Source organism: Spartobacteria bacterium UBA695 (assembly GCA_002298145.1).
Lineage (GTDB): Bacteria > Verrucomicrobiota > Verrucomicrobiia > Chthoniobacterales > Chthoniobacteraceae > UBA695.
The window spans coordinates 38043-62150 of sequence record DBMP01000023.1 but is presented as its reverse complement, the minus strand read 5'-3'; the positions used below and the strand labels follow the sequence as shown (position 1 = coordinate 62150).

Genomic DNA, 24108 nt, shown 5'->3' with positions numbered 1-24108 from the left:
GCTCTAACGCATTCTCTCCCCAAAAAGCAGCCCCTTAAAGCCCCATTTGACGAGCGACAGAAACCAGGTGAGCCGGGCTTGGGTTGGCTTGCGGAGCCAGTCTCCAAGAGCCAACACCGCCACTTTGAGGTCCCGGAATGGCTTGTGGCGGCGGTAGTAGTGGCGCTTGGCGGCTCGAACCACCTCGGCCTGCCGGGGATCGGCGGGCACGTAGTGGTCCCACTTCGCCCGGAAGCGGGTGTACGAAGCCTGGATGCGCCCATTCTGCTGCGTGATCGACGCCCCGTGCACGCGCTTTAGGTAAAGGCGCTCGGGCAGGTAGTGGACGGGGGCCAGGAGCGCCATCTGGCAGAACATATCCGTATCCTCCTGGGCGGAAAATTCGCTGAATTCCTCGCTCCACCCGGCGGTTTTCTGGAAGACCGATTTGCGGTACATCGCGAACGGCCCCTGGCCCGTGGCGCAGAAAAAGGTCACAAAGGGTGTCTCAAATTCCTCGTCGCGCAGTTGCCTCGGGAAAAAGCCCCCGGGCACCCACCGGCTCCGCTTGGCCTCGCCGAAGGGGCGGTCCTCCGGGTCGATTTCCTGGAACTGGCACCCCAAGAGGCCCACCTCGGGGTGGCGGTCGAGGTATTCGCTCATTTTGCGCAGCGCGCCGGGGACAAGCAGGTCGTCGCTATCGAGAAAAAAGAGGTAATCGCTTTCGGGCGAAACGTGCGCGCCGCCGAGGTTGCAGGCCCGGGCCCGGCCGCCATTGGGTTGCGAGACGCCCCGGATGCGGGCATCGCGTTCGCTGTAGCACCGGATCACCTCCGGGGTGGAGTCCGTGCTGCCGTCGTCCACGAGGATCAGCTCCCAGTCCGGGAAATCCTGCGCCTGCACGCTCTGGATGGTTCTCTCCAGGAAAGCGCTGGAGTTATAGCACGGAGTGATAACCGAGATTCTGGCCATGGGCGCGAGGGGTGGAGGGGCTGCCGCTGACTATTTCTTTTTTAACCCCATGGCGTCAAGGCTGATCCGCAGCCGCCACCGTAATGCGCGTTTCGCCGGTTTCCACGACCTGGCCCGGGTGGATTTTGCACGCCTTGCGCTCCTCGGTCACGCCGTCCACCGTCACGTAGCCCCCGGCCACGAGCGCCTTGGCCTCCGCGCCGTTGTCGGTCACGCCCATGAATTTGAGGAGCTTGCTGAGCTCGATGAATTCCTGGCCGGGGCGAAGCTGAAAAGGGAGCGTTTTCATGAGAAAACTTATTGTGGGCGAGAAAGCGCGGGCGGGCAAGGGGAATGGGGATTTCCTTCCGCGCACAACCCTGCTATGTTGGTCCCCTTTCTCCTTTCATGTCCGTCTCCCGCCTCCAATTCCAACTCGAAGCCACGGCCACGGGCTCTCACGCCCGCGCGGCCACGTTCCGAACGCTTCACAACGAAGTCAAAACACCCCTCTTCATGCCCGTGGGCACCCAGGCGACCGTCAAGGCCCAGGCCACGCAGTCGCTGGAGGAGGCCGGTTCGCAAATCCTGCTCGCCAACACCTACCACCTCCTGCTGCGGCCCGGCCCCGACGTTTTTCGCAAGCTCGGGGGCATCCACCGCTTCATGAGCTGGGAGCGCTCGGTATTGACCGACTCCGGCGGGTTCCAGATCTTCTCGCTTCCCAATGCCCGCTTGATGAGCGAGGAGGGGGCAGCCTTCCAGAGCTACCTGGATGGCCGGACGATCCTGCTCAGCCCGGAGCTGAGCATCGACACCCAGAAGGCCATCGGCAGCGACATCATGATGGCCCTGGATCAGTGCATCCCCTCCACGGCGGGCGAGGCGGAGGCCCGCGCGGCCTTGGGCATTACGCATCGGTGGGCGGTTCGCAGCCTGGCGGCGAGGGGCGATTCGCCGCAGTCGCTCTTTGGCATCGTGCAGGGGGCGCTTTTCCAGGATCTGCGCCGCCAGAGCGCCGAGTGCCTTAGCGCCATGCCCTTTGACGGCTTTGCCATTGGTGGCTTGGCCGTGGGCGAAAGCCGCGCCGAACGCGAGGACACGTGCGAATTCACCGCCAGCCTGCTGCCCCACGACAAGCCGCGCTACCTGATGGGCGTCGGCACGCCGCTCGACATTCTGGAAGCCGTCCACCGGGGCGTCGATATGTTCGACTGCATCATCCCGACCCAGGTGGCCCAGCGCGGCGGCGTCTTTACCTCGCGTGGCTACCTGCAACTGCGCCGGGGCGTCTACAAATGCGCCGACGAACCGCTCGACCCGGCCTGCGGCTGCCCCACCTGCGCCCGCTATTCCCGCGCCTACCTCCATCACCTCACCAAAGCCGGGGAAACGCTCGGCTGGCAGTTGCTCGGACAGCATAATATTTACTATTACCACCAGATGATGCGGGAAATCCGCCAGAGCATTCTGGAGGACCGCTTCCTGGCGCTCTACCACGAAAAGCGCGAATTCCTACACGCCGAGGACCTCGACAACCCCGTCCACGGCCCCAAGCCGGGCAAGCGCCGCAAGACCTTCCGGCTGGGAGCCTACGAAGTCCACACCGCGCCCGAGGGCTTCTCCAGCATTCGCCACATCGCCTCCGGGGAGATCATGCATTCGCGCACGCCGCCGATCGAGGAAGCGCGGCGGCTCTACATCGACCAATCCCGCCTAGCCCAACGCCTGCGCGAGGCCACGGATGCGCCGCTGGTCATCTGGGATGTCGGCATGGGCGCGGCGGCCAACGCCATGGCGGCCATCCAATGCTACGAAGCGGCGGCGAAAGAGGGGCCCGTTCGCCCCATGCGCATGATCAGCTTCGAGAACGACCTCGATTCCCTCAAGCTCGCGCGAATCAATAACGCCGCCTTCCCCTACGTGCGCCACGCCGGGCCCGACGCCATTCTAAAGCAGGGCGAGTGGCGCTCGGTCGCTGATCCCGGCCTGGAATGGCAGCTCCTGAGGGGCGATTTTCTGGAGCGGCTCGCCGATGGGGTCCCCGCGCTGCCGGACGTGATTTTCTACGACATGTTTTCCAGCAAAAGCGACGGCGCACACTGGACGCCCGGAGCCTTCCGCCGCCTCTTCGCAGCGTGCGAAAGCGCCTCGGCGGAACTCTTCACCTACACCTGTTCCACCGCCATCCGCGCCGCGCTGCTGGAGGCCGGTTTCTTTGTCGCCCGGGGCCGGAGCACCGGCGAAAAGACCGAAACCACCATCGCCGCGACGCCTCGTGCCCACGCCGCGCTGCCGCTTGGTGTCCACGATTGGCTCGGGGCCGAATGGCTGCAAAAATGGGAGCGCTCCGGGGCCAAGTTCCCCCCGGAGATTGCCGAGGAGGCCCGGCCCGCGTTCGAGCGTGCGATTCGCGAACATCCGCAATTTTAGCCGCTCCAATAAGCCTGAAATAGGGAATAGGATAACCCTAAAAAGACGGAGCCTTGTCTTTCGTTCGATTGTAAATTTATACTATTGTGGCTGTGCGCCAGCAGTGAACGTCCCCATCGAAAGATCGCCTTGCTGCGGGATCAGTATTTGATTACTACCCGTCGCGATGACGGTATTGGAGACGTTATCATAAGTTCCTGTAACCATGACTCCTCCGCTCAGTCTTGTTGTCCCTACAATATTTGTTGTTCCTGACAACGCTACGTTGCTGGCAGTTCCACTGTTTGCGATCGCCGCGAGATTTGCAGGCAGGTTTGCAATACGTGAATAGTCGAGATTGCCCTGAATCTGAGACATCGGAATGATTCCGCTTAACGAAGATGCTGTTCCACTATTCTGAGAAAAGGCAACGGTACCACTCGCCGTAACGTACCCTATATCGTTGTTAAAAGCTGAAACGATTGTGGGTGCATCGATCAGCGAACGATAATTTCCGGTGATAGCAACTGGAGAAAGTCCGGTAATTTGGTTGGCTGAAATGGAGCCAGAAATCGTTGATGCCGTCCCCGAGGACATTACGTTTCGGAGAGAATTGCTGCTCGCTATCACCGTTCCATCAGGAAGTGTAAGGGCGCCGCTACCAGATAGCGCCAGTGTCCCGGAAGCCGTGATCGTATCCGTTGTACCAAACCCCATACTTAATGGCAACACCTTTACGCTTGAGGAGCCTGCGTCGGCGACGATTCCTGGATTTGCAACAAGGCCACCCAATTGAGGGCCGTATCCATAGATCGTTATTAATTCGCCGTTACTAGCTGCGCTGGAAACATGTATGTCCAAGTATACAGTGTCAGATCCATCACTGCTAATCCGCGCTTGGTCAACATAAGTATAACGTGTTCCCCTTGTCTGCTGTATGCTTCCACCGATTCCGTACCCCCATATCGAATATTGCAATTCGATATCGCTGACACGGTTGTTATAGTTGCAAATAATTTTCACTGTACCTGCGGAAAACCATCCCCCGGCATGAATTCGGTACCATCCCACGGAAGCTGGGCTGAACACCGCCTTCTTCTCGATTAGCATTCCGGATGCGGAAATGTCTCCCTTCACATCCAGAGCCGTTGATGGAGAGTTTGTTCCAATGCCAATCGTTCCGGCAATCAATGTCCCTTGCCCGGTGTTTCCATCAGTGACTTGAAGTACCCCCGCAGAGGCTCGTCCTAAGCCAACATCATTGGACCCAGCGCATACGCTTGAAAACCTAAGACCTTTATTTACCGAGGACCCAGCGATTTGCACATAAGAGCCGCCGTAATTTTGGTCGAATATGGTCGGCTGTGATGTTAAGCTTTGGATGAATAACCCATGATTGTCGACAGCTTGTATAACCCCTTTTGCATTGTTTGATGGAGAGTGGAGCTCTAGTATCGCACGGTCGCCGGATGAGGGGCGAAGCATGGCTCCTAAGTTCCCACAGTGAAAGGTGGTTCCTGGTGCAGAGAAGCCAAGATTAACCCTGTCCCCAGCATTCAAGTTTCCATTTACATCGAGCTTTGCTGATGGACTTGAAGTTCCGATGCCCACGTTTCCATTCGATGCACTGGCAAACAGCGCGGACGAAGATCCTGAAACAATGTTCAAATTTCCCGCCACGACGAGCTTGTCCGTGGGTGAAGAGGATATTCCAATCCCCAAACTCCCAGTTGGCGCCGAAAGTGCAGCAGCGGAGAGATATTGCGAATCTGCCGCTATTTGTGTCAGAAGGCTGTTCCCATTAATCATCACACCGTTGGCCGGATCGATTACGATCTGAGGGGGATTAACGCTATCAGTACCTGTTAAGATTAATCTGTTGGCTGCGTCGAGTTGCATCGCATTGACTGCGGCACCCGAAACCATGCGTTGCCAATTCCATGAAGATGGGCGCGTCGCTGTAAGGGTAAAGCTAGGAACGGTGCCATCGTTGTAAATCAAACTAAGTGCCGACTGAGTTCCAGAAGTACCAAAGTAGAGCGCGTTGCTCTGAAAGTCTGGAATGCTGGCAACAGTGAGTTCAGAGACTGTTGCCGTGCCGGTAACGAGCAACGAATTGTAAGTTCCCGAGGTGCTTTGCCCAAAGGCGCAAAGAGGCACCAAGCAGATTATTCCAATGACTGCTGTGAATGTATTTGCTTTCATATGCTGGTTTCTAAGGCGAAAGTCCGTTCTTCGCAGATTGCACCCGTTCGTGCGAACGAATCATTCCAGATAACGTCTCGTGGATAAGGATACCAGATTAGGCAATAGAGGATCCATACTAAATATGAGAAAATTTGCCGGAAATTGTCGATGAAAGTCTAGAAATTCTATCCGAAACGCAACTCTATGCCAATTTTCCCAAGGTCATTTGCGCAATCTGCGGATTCTGTCTTTTGACTGTAGAAATGGTATTAGAGCCCGTTCGTAGTAATAAAAAAAGGCACGAAGCGGAGTGAACCGCCTCGTGCCTTGGATGAATGATCTAGTATTACTTAACCAGATTGGCCTTGATGTAATCAAAGCTCTTCTTAATGGAGTCGAACGGATCGCCCGGCGTGCTGTCCTGCTCGACGATATACCATTCCGTCCCGGCGGCTTCGGCGGCGGCGATGATCGCCTTGAAGTCGAGATTGCCGTAGCCGATTTCCGCGAAAAACTTGTTGCCGGTGTGGTCCACCGCGTAGTCCTTCAAGTGCAGCAGCGGCAGACGCCCCGTAAGGCGCGTGACCCATTCCACCGGGTTCCCGCCGCCCGCCTGCACCCAGAAGGTGTCCGGCTCGCCTTGCAGGTTCTCCGGCTTCGTCTCGGCGTAGATCCGCTCCAGCAGCGTCTTGTTGCCGACGCGGAAGAACTCGTGGGCGTGGTTGTGGTAGCAGAGCACCTTGCCCGCCTTGTGGAGCACGGCGCCCGCGGCGTCGAGCTTGGTGATGAGGGTGTCGAGCTGGGCCGGGTCAGAGAAATCAATCCCGGCCGGGAACGGGTAGGCGGTGTACTTGGTGCCGAGCGCTTCGAGGCGTTCCACAATGGCGGCCGGATCTTCGAGGATCGTGGTGGCCGGTTCGTGCGTGGCGCAGATGACGAGCCCCTCGGCTTCGGCGATGGAACGGAGTTCGGCAGCCGGGATCGGGCCGACACCGCTGATTTGGATGGCCGGGTAGCCGATGGCGCGAACCTTCTTCAGCGTGGCGGCGTAATCGGCCGCCGTCTTGCAGAAGTCGCGGAGGGTGTAGAGTTGTAGGGCGACTTGTTCGATTTTCATGTCAGGTAGGATGGGTGAACGGTGTAGGAACACCCGGCTTCGTTCACGGCCGGGGTACTTAGTGGGATGCGGGCGAGCTTTTCGGCTCCCCGGGATTGGGCGATTTTTTGCCGAAGCTGCTCTTTGTAGGCCGCGGCGTCGAGCGGCAGGTCGATGGAGCGTTTCAGGAAGGAGGACATCAGCATGGCGTTGGCCAGCTCGATGGACCGGAGCCCTTCCGCCGCCGGGGCGATGAGCGGAGCGCTGTCGAGCACGGCGGCGACGAAATTCTTGAGCACGCCGATGTGCTGCTCGCCATGACCGCTGATCGGCACATCGATGTTCCAGACCGGCGGTGTGGCGTAACGCGAGGGGCTGGTTTTGGAGAATTCGCTCACCGGGACCTCCGTGCGGTTCCAGGTTAGCCGACCGGAATCCAGCACGACGAGCCCCCGTTCGGCGGCGATTTCCAAGCGGTTCACGCCCGGGGCCTCGCCCGTCGAGGTGATGAACGTGCCGGTGACGCCTTCCGGGTATTCCAGGAACGCCGTCACGCTGTCCTCCACCTCGATGTCGTGGAAGCGGCCGAACTCGCAGTGGGCCTGCACGGCGCTCGGCATCCCAAAGAGCCATTGCCAGAGGTCGAGATTGTGCGGGCACTGGTTCAAGAGCACGCCGCCGCCTTCGCCGGACCACGTGGCGCGCCAGCCGCCGGAGTTGTAGTAAGCCTCGGTGCGGAACCACGAGGTGACGGTCCAGCTCATGCGGTGGATTTTCCCCAGCTCGCCTGAGCGGATCCAGTTCCGCAGCTTGATGAAATGGGGATCGGTGCGCTGGTTGAACATCGCGCCAAAGACCTGCTTCGGGTTCGTATGGGCGGCGATGAGTGCTTCGGCGTCGGCCTTGTGAACGGAGATCGGCTTTTCCACCAGGACATGGAGCCCGGCTTTCAAGGCTTCGATGCCGATAGGCGTGTGCAGAAAATGGGGCGTGACGATGAGCAGCGCGTCGATTTCGCCGGAGGAAATCAGCGCTTCCGTTGAGGTAAAGCGCTTGGCGTCGCCGTAGGGGGAGAGGTCGGCTGCGGGATCGGCGACCGCGGCCAGCCGGGCCCGGGGCACTTCGCCCTTGAGAAGCGAATGGGCATGGATGGCGCCCATGTTGCCGAGGCCGGCGATACCGAATCGAACTAAATTCATAATGAAGGCTTGAAGGAAGAGACGAAGGAAGCCGGAAAACAGAGGGCTTCGACGAGTAAGGCTTGCATTGGATGTCCCTACACGTGTAGGGTGTTCAAGTCGATGAAGTCAACGAAAAACATCGGGTCGATCGAATCGACCTCTGACCTTGCCCGGCGGCTTCAGCTTTCCCGGTGGACGATTTCACGTGTTCTCAACGGACACGAGGGAGTCTCTCCCGCGACGGTTCGGCGCGTCAAGGACGCAATGCGCGAACTTGGCTTCGCCCCGAACCCGCTCGCCAGCGGTCTGCGCAAGGGGAAAACGAACATCATCGGCGTCTGCATCCCGGAAATCGAGCGGCTCCACCTCGCGCAAAAGCTGGAGTTCCTGCGCCAGTCGCTCACTGCCGAGGGCTGCCACGTGATGATGGGCGTGACCAATGGCGACCTTAACGAGGAGGCCGAGACGCTCAACCGCTTCCGGACGCTCCATGCGGCGGGCGTCATCCTGTTCGCCTCGCGCCTTTCCAGCCGCAGCGGACCGGTCCGCGCGGTTCACGACTCCGGCATTCCGCTCATTTCCGTTGACCCCGTGGTGCCTCTTGCCAAGGGGAGCGTCTCGGTGGATCGCTCGATCGGGACGCGTGAGGCGGTGGAACATCTTTTCGAGCTGGGGCACCGCCGCGTGATCGCGCTCGGCCTGGAGCACGCCGGGTTCTACACCTCGTCGCGCCTTGCCGGGATTGCCGCGGCCTACCAGGCCCGGGGCTGGGACGCCGAACGGAATATCTGCAAGCTGCCGCTTCCGGCGCAGATTGATTCCGCGTTTGGCCAGGGCTTTGAGATGGCCGGGGCGGTATGGGAAAAAGCTCGGGAGGAGGGGGGGCGCACGGCGGTTCTGGCGCTCAACGACCGGGTGGCTATCGGTTTGATTGACGGCCTGCGCGCCCTGGGGGTGCGGGTGCCGGAGGATCTTTCGCTCGTGGGCTACGATAACATGGAGGTCTGCGCCTACATGCTGCCGCGCCTAACCAGCATTGACGCCCAGCCTGACGAACTCGTGCGCCAGGCGACCGAATGCCTTTTAAGCCAGATCCGCAACGCTCAGGCGGCTCCAACGCCGCCCCCCGTCGCCACGCGGCTCGTGGTTCGCGAATCGACCGGCCCGGCGAGGCCCGGCGTCGCGCTTATCGAATGAAATAGCTCAGGTTCTCAAGCTCGATGGCCAGGTCGACGTTGTTGACCACCACGCCGTCGGGAGCCTGGAGGATCGTCGGGGAGAAATTCAGGATCGCCTGGATGCCTCCGCTGACCAGTTCATTGGTCACTTCCTGGGCCACCGTCGCAGGGACCGTCAGGATGGCCAGCTTGATCTGCCGCTCTTTGATATAGGCCCCCAGCTCGCCCATCGGCAGCACCGGGATGCCCAGGTCCGAGCGGTCGCGCTCCATATCGGAGTCAAACCCGGCCACGATTTCAAACCCCTCCTTGCCGAAGCCCCGGTAGCGGGCCAGCGCCGAGCCCATGTGCCCCACGCCAATCAAGACCACCGGCTGGAGTCGCGCGGTGCCGAGGGCTTCCATGAGCGTTTTGGTCAGGTGGGCGACGCTGTAGCCCAAGCCCCGCGTGCCGAGCTGGCCAAAGTAGGCGAGGTCCTTGCGAAGCTGGGTGGGCTTGACCCCCGCGGCCTTCGAGAGAGCGGCAGACGATACCGTCTCGACGGCGTTGGACTTGAGACGCTGGAGCGCCCGGTAATAGAGCGAAAGCCGGTAGACGGCTTTGCGGGGAATTTCCAGTTTCGGCATTGGCTTGCGGTTTGTGAAAAGTGCGCTGAAAATAGCGCAACTACCGTCCGCGTCAATCCCAGACCGATTTATATTAAAATTTCTAATGGTTTTCCCCAGCCACCTGGCGCACCAGGTCGGTAAAGAGGGGATGGAGCCCCACGGGGTCGAGCAGTTCCCCCTCCAATTCCGGAAAAGCGGCCCGGACTTGTTCCATTTGCTTGGGAATATCCACAAAGAAATGCGAACCCTTGGCGAAGAACATCGGCAGGAGACGGTAGCGGCGGATGGGGGTCGCCATGATGGCGCGGGCCACTTCCATCAAGGTCGGCGGGTTGATCTCCATGTATGCCAGGTAGACGGCCCCCAGCTCGGCGTTGAGCGTCCTGGCGAGTTTTTCAAACGGTTCGATCCATTCCAGGTTGCGGCTGCCGTGGGGCATCAGGACGAGGGCGGTTTCCGGGTTCATGTAGAGGGAGTATGGATGGGAAAGGGCCCAAGCGCGAACAAACAGGTGGCGATCCGATACTTTTTATGAAATCGTAAAAACTAGGATGCCATGGCCACGCTACTTTCTTCAACCCGTCCCGCACCGTCACTTGAACGAATCCGCCAGAAACTTTCCCGCTACGCGGCAACCCGCCTGGCCGATTCCTCGTCCCTAAAACACGCCGCTGTGGCGCTGATTTTGCGCGAAAACGCGGAATTGCTCATCATCCGGCGGGCGGATCAGCCGAAGGACCCGTGGTCCGGGCACCTGGGGTTCCCCGGCGGGCGGCTGGAGCTGACCGATTTATCCCCGGAGCGGGCGGCCGTGCGCGAAACTGAGGAGGAGCTGGGCATTTCGCTCGACCGATGTGCCCGCCGCCTGGGGGCGCTCTCGGAGATCCGGGCCCGTTCGCTGAACGAACGGCTCCCTTTGAGCATTTTCCCGTTTGTCTACGAACTGCGGGAGTCGGTCCCGTTCCAAGAAAACGCGGACGAGGTGGCCAAGGCTTGCTGGGTGCCGCTGGCCTACTTTGCCGACAAGGCGAACCGGAAGACCATGCCTCACCCGCGCGATCCCAGGCACATCATGGCCTGCTACCCGCTGGGCGGGCGCGCCTTCTGGGGGATGAGCCTGGCGATGCTGGATGAACTGTTGTTTTAACCGACCCCGTTGACTCCGCTGGCGTGGGAGTGGGCGGAGGCTTTACAGCAGCACGGAGCGGTTTCCACTTTGTGGCCGTTGAGGGCCTGTTTGTGGTAGACCGTTACGAAGAGCGGCGGCAGGTTTTGCAGGCAGTACTCGGAGTGGACCCTCGGGAACATGGTCGCGTGGCGCTTGAGCTCGTGGGTGCACTGGTAGATGACAAACGCCGCGAGCGGGGTCGGGGCGAGCGAGTCGTAGACGGCGCTCAAGATCCGCCGCTTGGTCGGGATGTCGAACATCGAGAAGGGGATGCCCGAGATGACGTAATCGCAGTGCTCGATGCCCCGTTTTTTGAGTTCTTCCTTCAGAAGGGCCGCATCGGTGTTGATGACTTCGATGCTCGGCTCACCTGCGAACTCTTTTTTGAGATGTTCGGCCAGGACCGGGTCGATCTCGATTAAGAAAAGCCGCGAACCGGGCTTCATCCGGCGCAGAATTTCGCGGGTGTGGACCCCTTCTCCCGGCCCGAGTTCGACGATGATGCGCGGCTGCGAGAAATCGCATTTGGAGGCAACCTTTCGGACGAGGGTTTGGGAACTGGGGAAGATGTAAGCGACTTGGAAGGGTCTTGCCAGAAATCGCTTAAATAGAATTGCGGCGCTCATAGGTTGAATTTTTGGGAAAAAAAGGGTCTGTGGTCCGCTACCCGATCGTGGGCCGGGCTTTATGCCACTCGGTACTTTGTTCGTAAGCGTGGGCGATTTTAAGCAACTCGGACTCCTGGAACGGTTTTCCAATGAGCTGCAGCCCCACCGGAAGCGAACGCTGATCCACCTGGGCGAATCCGCAGGGCAGGCTTACGCCGCAAACCCCGGCAAGATTCACCGCAATGGTGAAAATGTCGGCCAGATACATTCGCAGCGGATCGTCGCTACGGTCGCCAATTTTAAAGGCGGGTTCGGGCGAAGTTGGACAAATGATGGCGTCGACTTTTTCGAAAGCGTTGGTGAAGTCTTGGCGGATCAGCGTGCGTACTTTCTGCGCGCGTAGGTAGTAGGCATCGTAATACCCGCTGCTCAGGACGTAGGTGCCCAGGATGATGCGGCGTTTGACCTCCGGCCCGAAGCCTTCTTCGCGCGTTTTGCCGTAGTGGTCGAGGAGGTTGGCTGCCTCGGCCGCGCGGTGGCCGTAGCGGATGCCGTCGAAGCGGGCGAGGTTTGCCGAGGCCTCGGCTGTGGCGATGATATAGTAGACTCCTACGGCGTAGTCGGTGTGAGGCAGGGAGATCTCGACGATTTCCGCTCCGAGTGCCTCGTACTGCGCGATGGCTTTGCGCACGGCGGCGTCGACTTGCGGATCGGTGCCGGGGATGAAGTATTCTTTCGGCAGGCCGAGCTTGATGCCCTTGAGGTCCTGGCCGAGCTGGGCCGTGAAGTCCGGCACGGGCTCTTTAAGGGAGGTGGAGTCCAGGGAGTCGTGACCGGAGATGGCGTTCAAGAGCAGCGCGCTGTCGCGCACGGTCTTGGTGAAGGGGCCGATCTGGTCGAGCGAGGAGGCGAAGGCTACGAGCCCGAAGCGCGAGACGCGTCCGTAGCTGGGCTTCAGGCCGACGCAGCCGCAGAGGGCGGCCGGTTGGCGGATCGAGCCGCCGGTGTCGCTGCCGAGGGCTGCAAAGGCTTCGTCGGCGGCCACGACGGCTGCCGAGCCGCCGCTGGAACCACCCGGGATGCGGGAAAGGTCCCACGGGTTATGCGTTACGCCGTAGGCCGAGTTCTCCGTGGAGGAGCCCATGGCGAATTCGTCCATGTTGGTGCGGCCAAAGGGGATGGCTCCGGCGGCTTTCAGGCGGGAGATGACGGTGGCGTCGTAGGGGGAGATGAAGCCCTCCAAAATCTTGGAAGCGCAGGTGCACGGCTGGCCTTTGACGTTGATGACGTCTTTGATGGCGATGGGGACGCCGCCCAGGGGCAGGGTGACATCGGCGGTTTTGGCGGCTTCGGCGGCGGCGGCGAAATCCCGGTTCAAGTACCCGGCCACGGAGGGATCGACGGCGGCGATGCGGGCTTCGAGGGCTTCGAGTGCCTCCAGGGGCGAGACGGCTTTGGACCGGAGCTGGGCCTGGAGTTCGGAGACGGAGAGGAAAGGTAACATTATTCGATGACTTTGGGTACGGCGAAGAGTCCGGCGGCCTGGCGGGGGGCATTGGCGAGGGCTTCGGCGGGCGTGAACCAGTCGCGGGGGGCGTCCTCCCGGACGACGTTGAAGACCGGGTTGGCATGGGCGGTCGGCTCCACGCTGGAGACGTCGACGGTGTTGAGTTTATCGACGTATTCCAGGACCTGGGAGAGCTGCGCCTGGAATTTGGCGATTTCCTCATCGCTCAAATGCAGCCGGGCCAGGCCTGCGGTGTAACGCACATCAAATTCGGCACTCATAAGGAAAAGGAAGAAAATCAGGAACCGGGGAAAGTCGAAAGAATTATTTTGGTTTCGGGTGCGGAAATCCGTGCTTTCTCAGGGTGTTTTACCGATGGGCTTCCCGGTATTCCCGGGGCGTGATGCCCTGCCAGCGGCGGAAGATCCGGCTAAAGTAGGCTGGATCGGCGAAGCCCGCGGCTTGGCTGACCTCGGCGATGTTCAGCAGGGAGAGCTCCAGTAATTCCCGGGCGCGCTGGAGCCGGTTCTCGTTAATGTAGGCCGAGAGGGGGAGGCCCGTGGCTTTGCGGAAGATCTGGGAGAGGTAGTCGGCGCTGCACTGGACTTGCCGGGCGAGCTCGGCCACGGAGAGGGCCGGGTTGGAGAGCTGCTCGGAGACGAGCTGCCGGGCGTGGATGACCTTGTAGGGCTCCGGTTCGGCGGGGGGCGTCCAGCCTTCCATCTGGGCCAGGACCAGGGTGAAATAGGCGCCAAGCAGGCAGGCGCGGGCCTGGGGATTGTGCTCCGGCAGTTCCTCCGGTAGAGCGGAAAGGGTGGGGGTGGCTGCTATGTCGGTCCCGACGATGATGGAGGGCCGGGCGCGGGTTTCGTCGGCAGGCCGGGCCAGGTGAACATCCAGGTGGCGTCCGTTGCTGATGAAAACGAGATTGCGGAACGGCCCCTTCCAGGATCGGGTGCGTTCGAAGTGGGGCATCCCCCGGGGCACGATGCAGATTTCACCTGGGCCCACCTCGAAGTGTTCCTCGGGAAACTTGAAGGAGGTTTTTCCCGAGAGCTGGACGAAAATCTCGGTGCGCAGGTGAAAGTGCATTTGATCCACCAGGCGGTAAAGCCCATGGAGCGCAGGGATGCGCACGCGCACTTGCTCCAGGCGAGGCAGCCAGTCCGTGAGCACGCCTTCGATCAGCGTGCGCAGATCGGTTTCGGTGGCAGGGTCTTGGATCGTGTGGGGCACTCGGGAAAAGTCCTATAGTTTGCGTGTTTTGTCCAAGGATTCCTGATGGATTTTGCGAGGCCACCGGGCGTTTAATGCCCTCGTTGATCGGGCCATCGCTCGATTTTAAAGAAGCACCCCACCCAAACATGAATACCACCAAAGTTACCGTGTGGAATGAATTCCGGCACGAGAAACAGAACGGAAAAGTCCAAGCCATCTACCCAGGGGGCATCCACGGCGCCATTGCCGAGGCCCTTAACCGCAACCCGGATATCGAGGCGCGCACGGCCACGCTCGACGAGCCGGAGCACGGTCTCACGGAGGCAGTCCTCGACCAGACCGACGTCCTTTTCTGGTGGGGTCACATGGCCCACGGTGAGGTCAGCGACACCGTGGTCGAGCGGGTGCAAAAGCGCGTGCTCGAAGGCATGGGGCTCATCGTGCTCCACTCGGGGCACTTCTCGAAAATCTTCCGCCGCCTGATGGGGACAAATTGCTCGCTCTCCTGGCGTGAAAACGACGACAAGGAGCGCCTCTGGAATTTGCAGCCCGGGCACCCCATCACCGAGGGCATTGGGCGCTATCTGGAGATTCCGCGCCACGAAATGTACGGAGAACGCTTTGATATTCCCGAGCCGGAAAAGCTCATCTTTATTTCCTGGTACTCCGGCGGCGAGGTCTTCCGCAGCGGCTGTACCTGGCAGCGCGGCCACGGGAAGATCTTCTACTTCAGCCCCGGGCACGAAACCTACCCAGTCTTTCACGATCCGCAGATCCAGCGCATCCTCCTCAACGCCGCCCGCTGGGCCCGCCCCACGGTGCGCATCGTGGATGCCTGCCCGATGGTCGAGCCGGTCGAACCCTCCCGCTAACCCTTGAATCTCCTAAAATAGCCATGAAAAAACTGCGAATTGGGGTGATCGGTCTCGGGATGGGCAAGGCTCATATCAAGGGTTACTTGACGCACCCAGCGGCGGAGGTGTCTGCAATTTCAGATAAGGATGAAAAGCGCCTGGACGAAGTGGGCCAGGAGTTCGGGATAGAAAAGCGCTACCTCTCCGCCGAGGAAATGCTGGAAAAAGAGAAGCTCGACGTGGTGAGCATCTGCACGCCGAACAAATTCCACAACCCGCTCGCGCTGGAGGCATTCAAGCACGGTTGCCATGTCCTGTGCGAAAAACCGATGGCGCTCAACGCCACCGAGGCGGGGGAGATGCTTGAGGCCGCCCACAAGGCCCAGCGGCGGATCATGATCAACTTCTCCTACCGCTTTAGCGAAGCCAGCCAGGCGCTCAGAAAACAGGCCGGGCTGATCGGCGACGTCTATTTTGGCCGGACCGTCTGGCACCGGCGGCGCGGGATGCCTGGGTTCGGAGGTTGGTTTGGCACCAAGGCGCTCTCTGGCGGCGGGCCGCTCATCGACCTGGGCGTTCACCGGCTGGACCTCGCGCTCTGGCTCATGGGCTACCCGAAGCCGCTCTGGGTCCTCGGGGCGACCTTCAACCCCATTGCCACCGCCCAAGCCAAGGCCGAGGGCAAGACCTTTGACGTCGAGGACTTGGCCGCCGCGTCGATCCGCTTTGAGAACGGCGCGCTTTTAATGGTCGAAGCCTCCTGGGCCTCCAACCAGAAGAAACGGGAGCACATGGAAACCGCCCTTTTTGGCACTCTGGGCGGCCTCTCGCAGCACAACGTGGACGAGGGGTACGACGCCGAGGCGGAGATTTACCTGGAGCGCGAGGGATGCCTGTTTGACATGAAGCTGCACCCGCCCGTCCCGAAGGTGGAGAGCTCCTACTATCACTTCGTGGAGAGCATCGTCAGCGGCAAGCCCCACATGGCCACCGGCGAGGAGGGGCTCACCGTGATGCAGATCCTGGACGCCATCTACGAAAGCGCCAGAACCGGCGCGCCAGTGAAGATCGGGTGATCCTCAGTAAAGGCTTTTCCGCCCGGGAGTGAAGGGGTATACATACTCCCGGCGACCCTTTCCTATGAAACCATACTCTTCGGTCTGCGTGGCTCTTGCCCTGGCTTTTGCCACGGCCTCCCTCGGTGCTCAAAACGCTCCCAGCCCCGCCGAGGCGGTGAGCCCGGCTGGCAATCTCGCCCGGTTTAAAACCGCCGACGAGCTTTGGACCTACATCAACCAGATCAAACCGGAAAAGCAGATCCAAAACAAAGCGGACGTTATTGCGTTCCTAAACCAGGTAAAGGCCGCTCTGGATCACTTCGTTGCCCGGTTTCCTCAGGACCCTCGCTGCATCGAGGCCCGGTTGAGCAAAGTTGAAATCGAAAATGGCCCCGTCGCGAGCATCACTGGAGCCGCCCCCGACCTCAAGTCCATCGAAACCGTCTGCGGAGAGGTCCTGGCGAAAAAAAGCTCCTCCGACGCCCTCCGCCGCCGGGCGCGCTTTTTCCTCCTGATCAACCGGTTGCGCTCCGGCGCGGATGAGAAGCTCCAGGGCGAGGTCGCCGCCTTCTGCAAAGACTACCCCAAAGACACCCGGGGCGACGTGGATCTTCTCAAGCTGACCCTGGCGAAAAACCTGGCCGCCACGGCCCCCACCAAAGCCGAAGCGCTCCTGAACGAGGCGGCCCAGAGCGGCAACGGGCAGGTCGCCGAGGCCGCAAAATCCGAGCTACGCCTCGTGCAGCTTCGCGGCAAACCCTTCGAGCTGAAGTTCACCGCCGTCGATGGCTCCCCGGTGGATCTCGCCAAGCTCCGGGGCAAAGTCGTGCTCCTGGACTTCTGGGCCACCTGGTGCGGGCCGTGCATGGCAGAGGTGCCCAACGTCGTCGCAGCGTACAAGAAACTGCACGCCAAGGGCTTTGAGATCGTAGGCATCTCGCTGGACCAGAACAAAGCGGCCATGCTGAGAGTCACCAAGGAAAAAGGGATGACCTGGCCCCAGTATTTCGACGGCAAAGGGTGGGAAAACGAGATCAGCTCGAAATACGGCATCGAGACCATCCCGGCCATGTGGCTGATCAACAAAAAAGGCCTCCTGGTCAGCACCGAAGCAGGGGAAGGGCTGGAGGAAGCGGTCGAAAAACTGCTGGCAGAATAGCCGCCGGGGTTCGCTCGGGGGCCCCGCCTTTTTGCGGTTCGCGGAATTTTTCCTTTTCTGAAGCGGCGGCATCTTTATCCTACCGCGCGTGATCGACCGTTATACCCTTCCAAAGATGCGCGCCCTCTGGGACGAGCAGCACAAGTACGAAATCTGGCTCGAAATCGAGATCCTCGCCGCCGAAGCCCAGGCGGAGATCGGCGTGATCCCGAAAGAGGACGCCCGGACCATCCGCGAAAAGGCCCGCTTCGAGCTGGATAAAATCCAGGAAATCGAAAAGCGCACCAACCACGACGTCATCGCCTTCCTGGAAAACGTCGCCAGCTACGTCGGGCCCGCCTCCCGGTGGATTCACCAGGGCATGACCTCCTCCGACGTGCTGGACACCACGCTGGCCGTCCAGATGAACGAAGCCGCCGGGATGCTGCTCGAAGACCTCGAGGCCCTGCGCACCGCCATCGCCAAGAAGGCGCGTGAGTACAAGCTCACCCCCATGATCGGCCGCTCCCATGGCATCCACGCCGAGCCGATCACCTTCGGCCTCAAGATGGCCCTCATGTACGACGAATTTGGCCGCGCCATCGAGCGCCTCAAGCAGACCCGTGAGCGCATCCGCGTCGGCAAGCTCTCCGGAGCCGTCGGCACCCACGCCCACCTCGATCCGCGCGTCGAAGAGCAGGTCTGCCACAAGCTGGGCCTCAAAGCTGCAACCCTGGCCACCCAGGTCGTGCAGCGCGACCGCCACGCCGAGTTCCAGCAGACCCTGGCCTTGATCGCCTCCAGCATCGACCGCTGGGCCACCGAGTTCCGCCACCTCCAGCGCACCGAAGTGCTCGAAGTCGAGGAATACTTCTCGCCTGGGCAGAAAGGCAGCTCCGCCATGCCTCACAAGCGCAACCCCATCACAGGGGAGAAACTGAGCGGCCTCGCCCGCATCCTGCGCGGCAACGCCCTGGCAGCCCTCGAAAACGTCGCCCTCTGGCACGAACGCGACATCTCCCACTCTAGCGTTGAGCGCGTCATCATGCCCGATTCGACGATCCTCCTCAACTACATGCTCCAGACGACCACCAAGCTCGTCGACCGCCTCATCGTCTACCCCGAGCACATGCAGCGCAACATGGAGATCACCAAAGGCCTCTACTTCTCGCAGACCATCCTGCTCAAGCTGACCTCCCGCGGCATCGAGCGCAAGACCGCGTATGAAGCCGTCCAGCGCGCCGCCATGAAGACCTGGCAGGGCAGCCAATCCCTGAAAGAAAACCTCAAGGAGGAATCCGAGATCATGGCCAAGCTGACGCCGGAGGAAATCGACGAATTCTGCTCGCTCGACATCCACTTCGCCCACGTCGACGAGACCTTCCGGAAGCTCGGTTTGTAGCCCAACCCTTCCGTTTTTTCCAAAACCCGTTCCATGAATTTGGAACGGGTTTTTTTATTGGTGAATTTTAATTGATTAGTGGTTCTTATTGGAGATTTCGCTTGCTCCGATGTATCGAACACATTAAAAACCACATTCAGTAACTCAGGATAGCAAATCGCCGGTACGGCGTTCTCATGAAATCTTCTCACGTCCACTCTCGGTCGCAGAAATAAACAACAAACCAAACCCATGAATATCCTCAAAACCTCCATAGCCACGGCTATCAGTCTGTTTTCCCTCGCTTCGATGAGCCAAGCGTATTACGCCTCGGCCGGGGCCGTCCAGGAATACACAGGATCAGGTAATATCGTATTAACCGACGGTATCGTGGGTTCCCTCACGGGCACCACCGCTTACGGATTGCGCTTTACCGGGACCGGCGCGACGATTAGTGATTCGAATACGGTCATTAACACCGGCATTATTTACAGCGGAACGGGATCAGGATATTTGGGGAACGTCGGCATTGTTTTCAACGCTCAAAACGGCGGCCAGACGAACTCGAACACCGTCATCAATTACGGAGCCATCATTCCCAGTTCCAGCCGTTACGAATATTCCGTCGGCATCCTCTTCAACTGTTCCAATAACGGGGACGCCTATTATAATTGGGTCGAGAACTACGGGAACATCGTTGTTACGGGTTCTTCCTACGCATTGATCGGCGTCGGATTCACCTCCAGCATGGCAACGAGCGCCAACTACAATACCGTCCTCAACTATGGCAACATCACGGTTGGCAGTGAAAACAGCCATGAGAATACCGGCATTCTGTTCGGCGGATACAGTATTGGCGACAGCAGCTACAACACGGTGATCAACCAGGGGACCATTACGGTGACTTCAGGCAGCTACGTTGCCAAGGGAGTTGCGTTTGATGGGAAAAATTCCGGCAACGCCACGGGCAACACCTTCGTCAATGAAGGCACGATCATTACCTCCGGGTCTCTCTCGTATGGCGTCTATGTCAGCGGCAGCGGCGGGACGGCCAGCGGTAACGTCATTACAAACCTTGGCGTCATCAATTCCGGGACCGGTGGGTACGCGATCGCGATCGTCGATGGCAGCAACAACACCATCAACCTCGGCGGCCACTCTAGCGTCACCGGCCTCATCGCCGCCAGCGGCAGCAACAACGTCCTGAACCTTTCCTTCACCGGCGTCAACGCGGCGGCCAAGGCGAACCTCGTCTCGCAACTGAGCGCGATTGAGGCGCTCTCCGGAACGGCCACGAGCGGTACCTTCACCTTCCGCGGCGTCACCTATACGTATGATCCGCTCATCGTCAACGTCACGACCTCTTCCTATGCGGAGCAGGCCCAGACGCCAAACCAGAAAGCCGTCGGCGCGAACCTCGACAGCTTCACGGTCAACCCGACCGGCAACCTGCTGAGCCTCCTCAACGCCCTTGACCAAAGCGGCAACGTCCCGCGCGGACTGGATCAACTCTCGCCCCAGCGCTACCAGATTTACGGCGACATCGCGCTTTCCAACGCGAGCCTGCTCGTCGGGCAGATCGACCAGCGCCTTAACAACGTGCGCTTCGGCAGCGAGGGGATCGACACCAGCGCGCTCGCCGTCAGCTACGGCAGTGTGCAGAGCAAGCTCGGCATGGGCAGCAACGGCCTGCCCATCGTGGCAGCCAAGGAGAGCAAGGAAGTCGTGACCCAGGCCCCTGACAAACGCTGGAGCGCCTTCCTGAGCGGCAACGTTGGCCATGCGAGCCTGAATGACACGGATGACCTCCAGAACAGCAAGTACTCGAATTCCGGCGTCATCGGCGGTGTCGACGTCAAGCTGACGGACGCCTGGACCACGGGCCTCCTGCTCGGCTATGCGCGCACCGATGCCCAGCTCGACCGAGAGGGGAGCACGGCTGACGTGGATGCCTACAGCGCTGGTCTCTACGGCGGCTACCACGAGGGCAATTTCTACGGCAACGGCTTGGCGGCCTATACCCACAACATCTACGACAGCGGCCGGGTGATCGACATCGGCACCTACTCTGAGAAAGCCAGCGGCCACACGACGGGTTCGCAAGTTACCGTGAACCTCGACGGCGGCTACGACCAGCCGGTGACCAAGAACATCAGCGTCGGACCGTTCGCCGGAGTGCAGTACGTTCACCTGGGCGTGGACGGCTTCAACGAAAGCCAGGCGAGCGCGGCGAACCTGAACATCAACGACCAGGCGCTTGATTCGCTCCGCTCGCGGCTGGGCCTGCGCGTCGAGCTGAAGAAGGACCTCTCCAAAAACTGGAGAGCGGCCTCGGAAGTGCGCGCGGCCTGGCAGCATGAATTCGCCAACAACGACCGCGCCATCGTCGCTCAGCTCGCCGGTTCTGGCCTTAGCTCGTTTGCGGTGCGCACGACGGACCCCGAACGGGACCGCGCCATTCTGGGGATCGGCCTCAACGCCACCTGCCAGGATACGCTCACGGTGTTTGCGGATTACGACGCCGAAGTCGGCACCCGCTACACCGAGCAGATCTTCAAAGGTGGTTTGAAATTCAATTTCTAGCCGACTGAAGACGACTGTTTAACTATACGTAATTAGCGCCAATGATCCGGCCGACGAGAGAATCGTCGGCCGGATTTTTTTTGTTCGAAAAGACTTTGTCCGACAGCGATATACGCTAAAATGATGACATGATTCTGTACCGTTCGCGCGGGATTCAAGCTTTGCATTGCGCTCTCCAGGCAATCACAGCCGCAACGGTGTTCTGGGTCTGGCTTTTCATTTACGAGCAGATTCCCAGCCGTCAGTTGGTCGGAACGCCGCTGTTTTTCTTCTACTACGGCATCCTGGTGGGGGCGGGGTTGGTGCTGGACTACCTGCGAACGTCGATGTACACGACCGATTTCCTGAACCTGAAATTCCCGGTGAATTTCGGGATCACCGTGCGGCAGACGGTCACGGTCATCCTGCTGCTCTTCTTCTCGCTCGTTGCGTTTAAGCACCAGGAGATGTCGCGCGAATTCCTCTTTGCGTTTATCCCGATTCTCTTCGTCGTCATCCTGGTGACGAACTTTGTTTTCCCGCCCCTCCTGGCCCGGTTCGTTTTCTCGGGCAACTATGTGCAAAAGACGATCCTGCTCGGTTCCCGCCGGGGGGTGGAGCGGATTACCGAATGGCTCTCGGGCAAAGTGCTCTACGGCGTCAAGCTGGTGGGGGCGGTGACCGATGGCTCGCCTTCGGAGCGCATCGGCGACATCCCGCACCTGGGCTCCATCGCCAAGCTGGAGGACCACATTCGCCGGGTCCAGGCCAACCAGGTCATCGCGGTGGATGTGCCGCATTCTCCGGTGGTGGTCAATCACCTGGCCAACGTCTGTCAACGCCTGGGCGTGCGGTTGGTGCTGGCCAACGACTATGAGCTGATGCTCGGGCGGCGCATTACCATGACCGAGGAGGATGGGATTCACTTCATCAGCTTTCACCGCGAGCCGTTGGAGAACCCGTTTAATCGCCTTCTTAAAAGGGCGGTTGACGTGGGGATGTCCCTGCTGGTGGTGGCGCTGGTTTTGCCGGTGCTGGGCGGGGTGGTGTGGCTTTTTCAGCGCTTTCAGTCGCCAGGGCCGCTCTTTTTTAAACAACTCCGCACCGGGCGGCAGGGGGAGGACTTCCTTCTCTACAAATTCCGCACGATGCACACGGACAACCCGGACGAGGCGTTGCAGGCGCAGGCGGGAGATGCGCGAATTTACACGGCGGGCCAGTGGCTGCGCCGGATGAGCCTTGATGAGATGCCGCAATTCATCAATGTGCTTCGGGGGGAGATGAGCGTGGTGGGGCCGCGGCCGCATCTGCGCCAGCACGACGAGATTTTTCGCCAAAAGATGATTTCCTACGGTGTGCGCACGTTCATCAAGCCGGGCATTACCGGCTTGGCCCAGGTGCGCGACCTGCGCGGTGAGGTGCAGAGCGACCAGGATGTGATCCAGCGAGTGCGCAGCGACTTGGATTACCTGGAAAACTGGTCGCTGTTGCTCGATGTGGAGATTATCTGCCGCACGGTGCTGAAGGTTTTTGTGCCCTCCAAGCACGCTTGGTAAGCGGGGCTTGAGGGCGGCCGCGCTCCAGAGTGTGGCTTGCGCTCCCGCGTGCTGGAGGGGTATACGGCAACGAGGCGCGGCGGTTGTTTCTAGCCATCCCAGTCTCTCTGAGGGTTATTTCATGGGTGTCGGCGTGGGGGTTGGGCTGGCTTTTCTGGATACCGACTTGGGCGTGGGCGTGGCTTTGGGCGCTGTCGCGGGTTTGACTGCGGGCGCGGGGGGCGCTTTGGGCGTTGTGGCCGGGGGGCGATCGGTGATCCTGGAGGTGGGAGTCGGGATGACGGTCGAGGTGGGCAGCGGCGGTTCTACTTGTGGGATCAGCCGGAGCGTGTCGAGTTCGTTACGAGCCTCCTCGGGCGTGACCATCTGGCGGGTCAGGGTGGCGCGGTTGGCTTCGTTGACGGTGAGGCGGTCGAGCGATTCGTCGCTGCCGACGATGTAGGGCGTCAGGAAGATGAGCAGCTCGCTTTTGGACTCCGATTTCGAGGTATACCGGAAGGCCCAGCCCAGGCCCGGGATGTCGCCCAGGAGCGGCACTTTCTTGGTGGTCGAGGAGACGTCCTTTTGCATTAGGCCGCCGATGACGATGGTTTGCGCGTTGGGCGTCACCACGACCGTTTCCGCCGAGCGCTTGTTGATGATGGGCGCGGCGGCGCTGGTGGAGAGCGTGACGCTGGAGCCCGAGAGCTCGGAGATTTCCGGAGCCACGATCATTTCCACGCTTTTGTTGCCTGTGATAAAGGGGGTGACGCGCAGGATGATGCCGACGTCCTGGTAGCTGATGGTGTTAATGGTGTTGCCGCCGTCGGTGACTTCGCTGTTGGTCACGATGGGGACCTCTTTGCCGACGACGATGACGGCTTCCTGGTTGTTGCGGGCCATGATCGACGGGCGGGAGAGGACCTTGGCTTTGCCGCAGGTGGCTAGCGCGTGGAGCGTGGCCGACCAGTTGCTGGAGGTGATGGTGCCGAAGATCCCCGGATCGGCGCTGGAAACCGCGCTGGCCATGCCGAAGAGTGAGCCGACGGTGCCGCTGCGCGAGGCGCTGAAGGTGTAGCTGCCTTCGAGCCCGGCATCGAGGCCTTTGTCGAGCTCCACTTCTACGAAGACGACTTTGATGAGCACTTGGGGGCGCGGGTGGTCGAGGCTTTCGATCACCTTGGCAATGGCGTCATGCGTCTTGGGGTCGGTGATCACGACGACGGAGCGGGTCTCGGCGTCCACTTGAATGAGCGCGTCTTCCATGAGCGTGTTGCTCTTGTAGTTACGCGCCCCGGTGGAGCTGCTGCCGCTGCCAGAACTGGTGCCGCCAGAACGCGAGGAGGTGGAGGAGGAGGTGCTTCGCGAGGAGCTGTTGCGCGATGATGAGGAGGAGGAACTCGGGGTGGCTGCGTCGGCGAGGGAGGCGAGCCCGATGCCGCAGGCCAGTGCGAGGATGGATAGCTTGGAGATCATGGGAGGAGGCT

Annotated in this window: 21 protein-coding genes; 9 read left to right on the top strand and 12 right to left on the bottom strand. The window is 60.5% G+C overall.

The genetic code is table 11. From position 1 onward, the window contains the following. Positions 1-3: 3 nt before the first annotated feature. Both B2828_RS12780 and B2828_RS12775 read right to left on the bottom strand, forming a co-directional pair. Positions 4-951, bottom strand: coding sequence for a glycosyltransferase family 2 protein (locus B2828_RS12780; RefSeq protein WP_479634141.1), 948 nt, complete (start codon positions 949-951; stop codon positions 4-6). A gap of 55 nt (positions 952-1006) precedes the next feature. Next, entirely contained in the window at positions 1007-1240 is a 234-nt protein-coding gene (locus B2828_RS12775; protein WP_479634140.1) for an RNA-binding S4 domain-containing protein, read from the bottom strand. A 98-nt stretch (positions 1241-1338) separates the two neighbouring features. Here B2828_RS12775 and tgt point away from each other — a divergent pair, with 98 nt between their 5' ends. Beyond that, positions 1339-3363, top strand: coding sequence for a tRNA guanosine(34) transglycosylase Tgt (tgt, locus tag B2828_RS12770; protein ID WP_479634139.1), 2025 nt, complete (start codon positions 1339-1341; stop codon positions 3361-3363). Between the two features lie 81 nt (positions 3364-3444). Here the strand turns inward: tgt and B2828_RS12765 are convergent, their stop codons facing one another. The 3 genes from B2828_RS12765 to B2828_RS12755 all read right to left on the bottom strand — a co-directional run bounded on the left by B2828_RS12765 (position 3445) and on the right by B2828_RS12755 (position 7824). After that, the gene (locus B2828_RS12765) at positions 3445-5547 is read right to left on the bottom strand and encodes a hypothetical protein (protein WP_479634138.1); all 2103 of its coding nucleotides are present in this window, start codon (positions 5545-5547) and stop codon (positions 3445-3447) included. A gap of 328 nt (positions 5548-5875) precedes the next feature. After that, positions 5876-6646 carry a sugar phosphate isomerase/epimerase family protein gene (locus tag B2828_RS12760; RefSeq protein ID WP_479634137.1) on the bottom strand — a complete coding sequence of 257 codons (771 nt, stop codon included), beginning with the start codon at positions 6644-6646 and terminating at the stop codon, positions 5876-5878. Then, positions 6643-7824 carry a Gfo/Idh/MocA family protein gene (locus B2828_RS12755; RefSeq protein WP_479634136.1) on the bottom strand — a complete coding sequence of 394 codons (1182 nt, stop codon included), beginning with the start codon at positions 7822-7824 and terminating at the stop codon, positions 6643-6645. The genes B2828_RS12760 and B2828_RS12755 overlap by 4 nt, the downstream gene beginning before the upstream one ends. Positions 7825-7926: 102 nt before the next feature. Here B2828_RS12755 and B2828_RS12750 point away from each other — a divergent pair, with 102 nt between their 5' ends. After that, the gene (locus B2828_RS12750) at positions 7927-9003 is read left to right on the top strand and encodes a LacI family DNA-binding transcriptional regulator (RefSeq protein WP_479634135.1); all 1077 of its coding nucleotides are present in this window, start codon (positions 7927-7929) and stop codon (positions 9001-9003) included. Here B2828_RS12750 and B2828_RS12745 read toward each other — a convergent pair. Then, positions 8993-9610 (bottom strand): redox-sensing transcriptional repressor Rex, encoded by a 618-nt coding sequence (locus tag B2828_RS12745; RefSeq protein ID WP_479634134.1) that lies wholly within the window; start codon positions 9608-9610, stop codon positions 8993-8995. The two genes, B2828_RS12750 and B2828_RS12745, sit on opposite strands and share 11 nt — an antisense overlap. An 82-nt stretch (positions 9611-9692) precedes the next feature. Then, entirely contained in the window at positions 9693-10058 is a 366-nt protein-coding gene (locus B2828_RS12740) for a sirohydrochlorin chelatase (RefSeq protein ID WP_479634133.1), read from the bottom strand. 90 nt (positions 10059-10148) lie between these two features. Between B2828_RS12740 and B2828_RS12735 the strand changes: the two genes are divergently transcribed. Beyond that, positions 10149-10739 carry an NUDIX hydrolase gene (locus B2828_RS12735; protein WP_479634132.1) on the top strand — a complete coding sequence of 197 codons (591 nt, stop codon included), beginning with the start codon at positions 10149-10151 and terminating at the stop codon, positions 10737-10739. Here B2828_RS12735 and B2828_RS12730 read toward each other — a convergent pair. The 4 genes from B2828_RS12730 to B2828_RS12715 all read right to left on the bottom strand — a co-directional run bounded on the left by B2828_RS12730 (position 10736) and on the right by B2828_RS12715 (position 14111). After that, entirely contained in the window at positions 10736-11386 is a 651-nt protein-coding gene (locus B2828_RS12730; RefSeq protein ID WP_479634131.1) for a class I SAM-dependent methyltransferase, read from the bottom strand. The two genes, B2828_RS12735 and B2828_RS12730, sit on opposite strands and share 4 nt — an antisense overlap. A gap of 37 nt (positions 11387-11423) precedes the next feature. Further along, a complete protein-coding gene (gene gatA / locus B2828_RS12725) occupies positions 11424-12872 on the bottom strand; it encodes an Asp-tRNA(Asn)/Glu-tRNA(Gln) amidotransferase subunit GatA (protein WP_479634130.1) in 1449 nt (482 codons plus the stop codon). Then, positions 12872-13156 (bottom strand): Asp-tRNA(Asn)/Glu-tRNA(Gln) amidotransferase subunit GatC, encoded by a 285-nt coding sequence (gene gatC / locus B2828_RS12720; RefSeq protein WP_479634129.1) that lies wholly within the window; start codon positions 13154-13156, stop codon positions 12872-12874. The genes gatA and gatC overlap by 1 nt, the downstream gene beginning before the upstream one ends. Before the next feature lie 88 nt (positions 13157-13244). After that, positions 13245-14111: a helix-turn-helix transcriptional regulator gene (locus B2828_RS12715; protein ID WP_479634128.1), complete on the bottom strand. Its 867-nt coding sequence runs from the start codon at positions 14109-14111 to the stop codon at positions 13245-13247. Positions 14112-14239: 128 nt separating this feature from the next. Here B2828_RS12715 and B2828_RS12710 point away from each other — a divergent pair, with 128 nt between their 5' ends. The 6 genes from B2828_RS12710 (at position 14240) to B2828_RS12685 (ending at position 22642) form a co-directional block, all read left to right on the top strand. Then, positions 14240-14965 carry a ThuA domain-containing protein gene (locus B2828_RS12710; protein WP_479634127.1) on the top strand — a complete coding sequence of 242 codons (726 nt, stop codon included), beginning with the start codon at positions 14240-14242 and terminating at the stop codon, positions 14963-14965. 23 nt (positions 14966-14988) lie between these two features. After that, on the top strand, positions 14989-16023 hold the full coding sequence (locus B2828_RS12705) for a Gfo/Idh/MocA family protein (protein ID WP_479634126.1): 1035 nt from the start codon (positions 14989-14991) through the stop codon (positions 16021-16023). Positions 16024-16087: 64 nt separating this feature from the next. After that, a complete protein-coding gene (locus B2828_RS12700) occupies positions 16088-17164 on the top strand; it encodes a TlpA family protein disulfide reductase (protein ID WP_479634125.1) in 1077 nt (358 codons plus the stop codon). 88 nt (positions 17165-17252) lie between these two features. Next, positions 17253-18545: an adenylosuccinate lyase gene (purB, locus tag B2828_RS12695; RefSeq protein WP_479634124.1), complete on the top strand. Its 1293-nt coding sequence runs from the start codon at positions 17253-17255 to the stop codon at positions 18543-18545. A gap of 231 nt (positions 18546-18776) precedes the next feature. After that, positions 18777-21107, top strand: coding sequence for an autotransporter family protein (locus tag B2828_RS12690; protein WP_479634123.1), 2331 nt, complete (start codon positions 18777-18779; stop codon positions 21105-21107). 128 nt (positions 21108-21235) lie between these two features. Further along, on the top strand, positions 21236-22642 hold the full coding sequence (locus B2828_RS12685) for an exopolysaccharide biosynthesis polyprenyl glycosylphosphotransferase (RefSeq protein WP_479634122.1): 1407 nt from the start codon (positions 21236-21238) through the stop codon (positions 22640-22642). Positions 22643-22756: 114 nt separating this feature from the next. Here B2828_RS12685 and B2828_RS12680 read toward each other — a convergent pair whose 3' ends face one another. Further along, positions 22757-24097 (bottom strand): type II secretion system protein GspD, encoded by a 1341-nt coding sequence (locus B2828_RS12680; protein ID WP_479634121.1) that lies wholly within the window; start codon positions 24095-24097, stop codon positions 22757-22759. Positions 24098-24108 lie beyond the last annotated feature (11 nt).

What these genes read in the sequence shown, in the direction of transcription:
- B2828_RS12780 (WP_479634141.1), bottom strand. Translation starts at nt 951, where the DNA reads ATGGCCAGAATCTCGGTTATCACTCCGTGCTATAACTCCAGCGCTTTC.
- B2828_RS12775 (WP_479634140.1), bottom strand. Translation starts at nt 1,240, where the DNA reads ATGAAAACGCTCCCTTTTCAGCTTCGCCCCGGCCAGGAATTCATCGAG.
- tgt (WP_479634139.1), top strand. Translation starts at nt 1,339, where the DNA reads ATGTCCGTCTCCCGCCTCCAATTCCAACTCGAAGCCACGGCCACGGGC.
- B2828_RS12765 (WP_479634138.1), bottom strand. Translation starts at nt 5,547, where the DNA reads ATGAAAGCAAATACATTCACAGCAGTCATTGGAATAATCTGCTTGGTG.
- B2828_RS12760 (WP_479634137.1), bottom strand. Translation starts at nt 6,646, where the DNA reads ATGAAAATCGAACAAGTCGCCCTACAACTCTACACCCTCCGCGACTTC.
- B2828_RS12755 (WP_479634136.1), bottom strand. Translation starts at nt 7,824, where the DNA reads ATGAATTTAGTTCGATTCGGTATCGCCGGCCTCGGCAACATGGGCGCC.
- B2828_RS12750 (WP_479634135.1), top strand. Translation starts at nt 7,927, where the DNA reads ATGAAGTCAACGAAAAACATCGGGTCGATCGAATCGACCTCTGACCTT.
- B2828_RS12745 (WP_479634134.1), bottom strand. Translation starts at nt 9,610, where the DNA reads ATGCCGAAACTGGAAATTCCCCGCAAAGCCGTCTACCGGCTTTCGCTC.
- B2828_RS12740 (WP_479634133.1), bottom strand. Translation starts at nt 10,058, where the DNA reads ATGAACCCGGAAACCGCCCTCGTCCTGATGCCCCACGGCAGCCGCAAC.
- B2828_RS12735 (WP_479634132.1), top strand. Translation starts at nt 10,149, where the DNA reads ATGGCCACGCTACTTTCTTCAACCCGTCCCGCACCGTCACTTGAACGA.
- B2828_RS12730 (WP_479634131.1), bottom strand. Translation starts at nt 11,386, where the DNA reads ATGAGCGCCGCAATTCTATTTAAGCGATTTCTGGCAAGACCCTTCCAA.
- gatA (WP_479634130.1), bottom strand. Translation starts at nt 12,872, where the DNA reads ATGTTACCTTTCCTCTCCGTCTCCGAACTCCAGGCCCAGCTCCGGTCC.
- gatC (WP_479634129.1), bottom strand. Translation starts at nt 13,156, where the DNA reads ATGAGTGCCGAATTTGATGTGCGTTACACCGCAGGCCTGGCCCGGCTG.
- B2828_RS12710 (WP_479634127.1), top strand. Translation starts at nt 14,240, where the DNA reads ATGAATACCACCAAAGTTACCGTGTGGAATGAATTCCGGCACGAGAAA.
- B2828_RS12705 (WP_479634126.1), top strand. Translation starts at nt 14,989, where the DNA reads ATGAAAAAACTGCGAATTGGGGTGATCGGTCTCGGGATGGGCAAGGCT.
- B2828_RS12700 (WP_479634125.1), top strand. Translation starts at nt 16,088, where the DNA reads ATGAAACCATACTCTTCGGTCTGCGTGGCTCTTGCCCTGGCTTTTGCC.
- B2828_RS12690 (WP_479634123.1), top strand. Translation starts at nt 18,777, where the DNA reads ATGAATATCCTCAAAACCTCCATAGCCACGGCTATCAGTCTGTTTTCC.
- B2828_RS12685 (WP_479634122.1), top strand. Translation starts at nt 21,236, where the DNA reads ATGATTCTGTACCGTTCGCGCGGGATTCAAGCTTTGCATTGCGCTCTC.
- B2828_RS12680 (WP_479634121.1), bottom strand. Translation starts at nt 24,097, where the DNA reads ATGATCTCCAAGCTATCCATCCTCGCACTGGCCTGCGGCATCGGGCTC.